The 4,023-nt window shown below is 74.7% G+C and carries 3 protein-coding genes; 1 reads left to right on the top strand and 2 read right to left on the bottom strand.

The genetic code is table 11. From position 1 onward, the window contains the following. Nucleotides 1–63 precede the first annotated feature (63 nt). Nucleotides 64–1,359 (bottom strand): aminotransferase class I/II-fold pyridoxal phosphate-dependent enzyme, encoded by a 1,296-nt coding sequence (locus FV223_RS21910; protein WP_147728974.1) that lies wholly within the window; start codon nt 1,357–1,359, stop codon nt 64–66. A gap of 166 nt (nt 1,360–1,525) precedes the next feature. Between FV223_RS21910 and FV223_RS21905 the strand changes: the two genes are divergently transcribed. After that, nucleotides 1,526–1,771, top strand: coding sequence for a hypothetical protein (locus tag FV223_RS21905; RefSeq protein WP_147728973.1), 246 nt, complete (start codon nt 1,526–1,528; stop codon nt 1,769–1,771). A gap of 16 nt (nt 1,772–1,787) precedes the next feature. On the opposite strand, the gene mutL is transcribed toward FV223_RS21905, so the two are convergent. After that, on the bottom strand, nt 1,788–3,740 hold the full coding sequence (gene mutL, locus FV223_RS21900; RefSeq protein WP_147728972.1) for a DNA mismatch repair endonuclease MutL: 1,953 nt from the start codon (nt 3,738–3,740) through the stop codon (nt 1,788–1,790). Nucleotides 3,741–4,023 lie beyond the last annotated feature (283 nt).

Below are 4,023 nucleotides of genomic sequence, written 5' to 3'. Positions count from 1 at the left end.
GCGCGGCGCAGGCCGGCAGCGTCGCCGCCAGGACGAGGAAGCCGGCCGCCCGGAGCAGGCCGCTCATTCCTGCGGCGCCGCGCGCACCGCCCGCTCCGATTCGAGCGCGGCGAGCAGGATGCAGAGCGCGATCCCTTCCGCCGCCTCCCGGACCTCGGACAGGCTCGGATAGGACGGCGCCAGCCGCAGCGCCGCGTCGCGGGGGTCGCGGCCGTAGGGGAAGGTCGCGCCGGCCGGCGTCAGGCCGATGCCGGCGCCCTTGGCCAGCTCGACGATGCGCTCGGCGGTGCCGACGCCGGCGTCCACGCTGACGAAGTAGCCGCCCTCGGGCCGGCTCCAGGCCACGTCCGTCCCGGTCAGGTGCCGCGCGAGCGCCTCGGTGACGGCGGAGAACTTCGGGGCGAGGAGCTCGCGCTGGCGCTCCATGTGGGCGGTGAGCCCCGCCGCGTCGCGCAGGAAGCGGACGTGCCGGAGCTGGTTCAGCTTGTCCGGGCCGATCGTGCGCTTGCCCGCCCGCGCGAGGTACCAGCGTACGTTGTCGGGGGAGCCGGCGAAGAAGGCCAGACCCGCGCCGGCGAGCGTGATCTTCGAGGTCGAGGCGAAGATGAAGGCGCGGTTCGGATGCCCGGCCGCCCGGCAGGCTTCCAGGATGTCGGGGATCGCGTGGTGCTCGGGCGTGAGGTGGTGGACGGCGTAGGCGTTGTCCCAGAACAGGCGGAAGTCCGGGGCGCCGGCCTTCATCGCGGCGAGCCGCCGGACGGTCTCCTCCGAATAGATCTCGCCGGACGGGTTCGAGTATTTCGGGACGCACCACATCCCCTTCACCGCCGGGTCGGCGACGAGGGCCTCGACCACCTCCATGTCCGGCCCGTCCGGCGTCATCGGCACCGGCAGCATGCGGATGCCGAATTCCTCGCACAGGGCGAAGTGGCGGTCGTAGCCCGGCACCGGGCAGAGGAAGGCCGGCGCCTCCTCGCGCGACCACGGGCGCTCCGAGCCCGGCACGCCCTTTAGCATCGCCCAGACGATGCAGTCGTGCATCACGGCGAGGCTCGCGTTCTCGGCCACCACCACCTGCTCCGCGGGCACGCCGAGCAGCGCCGGCCCGAACAGCGCGCGCGCCTCCGCAAGGCCCTGCAGGCCGCCGTAGTTGCGGGCATCCTCCCCCGACGCCGTGGTGTGGTCGCCGTTGCCGGGCAGCGCCAGCATGCCCGACGCGAGGTCGAGCTGCTCGGGCGAGGGCTTGCCCCGGGTCATGTCGAGCTTGAGCCCGCGGGCGCGGAACGCTTCGTAGGCGCCCTGCGCCTGCGCGTAGCGCGCGGCCAGTTCGGCGGGGGACAGATCTGCGAGTGCGGTCATCGGGAAGGCGCCGGGTTGTTCGGATGTCGGGCGTGTCATAGGCCGATCCGTGTGCGAGCGCACGCGAAAGGCGCGTCGGCGACGCCGTCGAACCCCGACCGGGCTTTCCAGGTGCCGGACGGCTGGGCTAGGTTCGCGGCGAGGGGGTGCTCGCTCCGAGAGCGCCATGATCGACGACGTCTTCACCTATGGCGGACAGGCCCTGGGTTTCTTGGCGATCGGCCTGTGGGCCTGGCTCGCCCTGACCGCACCGTCGCTGCAGGCCTGGATCCTGGCACGCTACGAGGACGAGCTGCGTCTCGGCGCCGCGCCGTCGGCGCCCGCGCGCCCGGACCGGATGGGGCTCGTCGCCGGCGGCGTGACGATGGTCGCGATCCTGTGCCAGTCGATCGGGTTCGCGATCCCGGACTGACCGGGCGCCACCCCGCTCAGCGTCTCCCGAACAGCCGCTCGATGTCGTGGCGGCCGAGGGCGACGTAGGTCGGGCGGCCGTGGTTGCACTGGCCGGAATTCGGCGTCGCCTCCATGGCGCGCAAGAGCGCGTTCATCTCCTCCGGGCGCAGGCGCCTTCCGGCGCGGATCGAGCCGTGGCAGCTCATCCGCGACAGTACCGCGTCGAGGCGCCGCCCGAGCGGGCCGTCCTCCAGGGCCCCGGCCCCGCCCTCCTCGACCCCGCTGTCGTCCAGCGCGTCGAGGATGTCGGCGACGAGGTCGCGCACCGAGGCGCCGGCCAAAGCCGCGGGCACCGCGCGCACCAGCAGCGCCCCGGGGCCGAACGCTTCCAGCGTCAGGCCGAGCCGGTCGAGCTCGGGGGCGGCCGCGGCCAGCCGCTCGGCGGCCTCGGGCGCCATCTCGATCACGTCGGGGATCAAGAGGCCCTGGCGCAGGATGCCGCCCGCCGCGCGCTCGCGCTTCATCCGCTCGTAGACGAGGCGCTCGTGCGCCGCGTGCTGGTCGACGATCACCACGCCGTCGCGGGTCTGCGCGACGATGTAGGTCTCGTGCAGCTGCGCCCGCGCGGCGCCGAGGGGATGGTCGAGGGCATCCTCGGCGCCATCGAGGCTGCGCAGGTCGGCCGCGGGCGGCGCCAGGTCGGCCATCGGATCCGGAAAGGCGTCGGCCGCGCCGTCCGGCGCCAGCGGTGCCTGCGCCGCCTCGCCGAAGCCGTGCGGCCGATCCGGCGCCGGCCGGTGGAAGCCGGACGGGGCCGCGACGGACGGGGTGCCCGGGCGGAACAGGCCGGTCCGCGCGCTCTGGAACAGGCTCGGGCTCGCCGTCCCGCCATGCTGCGTCAACGGGATGCCGCCCGAGGGACGCAGGGCCTCGAGGGTGCGGGCCGCCACGCCGGTCGAGGCCCGCGCCCCGCCGCGGCGCAGCGCCTCGTGGATCGCGCTGACGACGAGCGCCCGCACCAGCCCCGGATCGCGGAACCGCACCTCGGTCTTGGCCGGGTGGACGTTGACGTCGACGAGGCCGGGCTCGCAGGCGATCGCCAGCCCGAGCACCGGATGCCGGTCGGAGCGCAGGGTGTCGGCGTAGGCGCCGCGCACCGCGCCGAGCAGCAGGCGGTCGCGCACCGGCCGGCCGTTCACCGTGAAGTGGATGTGGTTGGCCGCGCCGCGGTGGAAGGTCGCCAGCCCGACATGGCCGGTGAGCGAGAAGCCCTCCCGCGCCATCGCCACCGGCAGGGCGTTCGCGGCGAAGTCCGATCCCAGCACCTGCGCGAGCCGGGCGAGGCTCGCGGTCGCGTCGTCCGGCTCGGCCCCGGCGAGGGCCGGCAGCACCAGCGGCGTGCCGTTCTCGCTCGTCAGCGTGAAGCGGATCGCGGGCTGCGCCACCGCGAGCCGGCGCAGGATGTCGGAGACCGCCGCGCTCTCGGCGCGGTCGGATTTCAGGAACTTCAGCCGCGCCGGCGTCGCCGAGAACAGGTCGGTGACCTCGATTCGGGTGCCGCGCGCCGCCGGCGCCGGGCGCACCGCGCCGCGCAGGCCCGCCTCGACGGTGAGCGCCGCGCCCGAATCCGCGTCCGCCGTGCGGGTGGTGATCGACAGCCGCGAGACCGCGCCGATCGAAGGCAGCGCCTCGCCGCGGAAACCCAGCGTGTCGATCCGGGTCAGGTCGCCGCCCGGCAGCTTCGAGGTGGCGTGGCGCTCGACGGCGAGCAGCAGGTCGTCCGGCGACATGCCGGCGCCGTCGTCGACCACCCGGATCAGCCGCCGGCCGCCGGCCTCGATCGTCACCGCGATGCTGCGGGCGCCGGCATCGATCGCGTTCTCGACCAGCTCCTTGACCGCCGAGGCCGGCCGCTCGACCACCTCGCCCGCGGCGATGCGGTCGACGAGGACCGGGTCGAGACGGCGGACGGGCTGCGGGGCGGACATGTCCGGCCGCTTATAGACCCTGCCCGCGCCTCGATCCATCGGCGGCGGCGATCCGCCGGTGGATCCGGTCTCCTCCGATGCTCCGCCGCCCCGTGCCGTTGACGCTGCATTAACCACGCCCGGCTAGCCTTCGTTAACCACGCGGAAGCGGTGCGACGGTCGTCTTCGCACGCGCCCAGCCAGGGGAGTCGGGATCCGGTGCTGGGCTTGGAGGGCGAGGGGCATGCGCGACGGGAGGCGGGCCTTGCCTGCGGCCTCGCGCTGCTGCTCGCGGGCCTGCCGG

This window comes from Methylobacterium sp. WL116 (assembly GCF_008039455.1).
GTDB lineage: Bacteria > Pseudomonadota > Alphaproteobacteria > Rhizobiales > Beijerinckiaceae > Methylobacterium.
This window is presented reverse-complemented; position numbering and strand designations above follow the sequence as displayed.

Coding starts and splice junctions, on each gene's coding strand:
- FV223_RS21910 (WP_147728974.1), bottom strand. CDS start 1,359: ATGACCGCACTCGCAGATCTGTCCCCCGCCGAACTGGCCGCGCGCTAC.
- FV223_RS21905 (WP_147728973.1), top strand. CDS start 1,526: ATGATCGACGACGTCTTCACCTATGGCGGACAGGCCCTGGGTTTCTTG.
- mutL (WP_147728972.1), bottom strand. CDS start 3,740: ATGTCCGCCCCGCAGCCCGTCCGCCGTCTCGACCCGGTCCTCGTCGAC.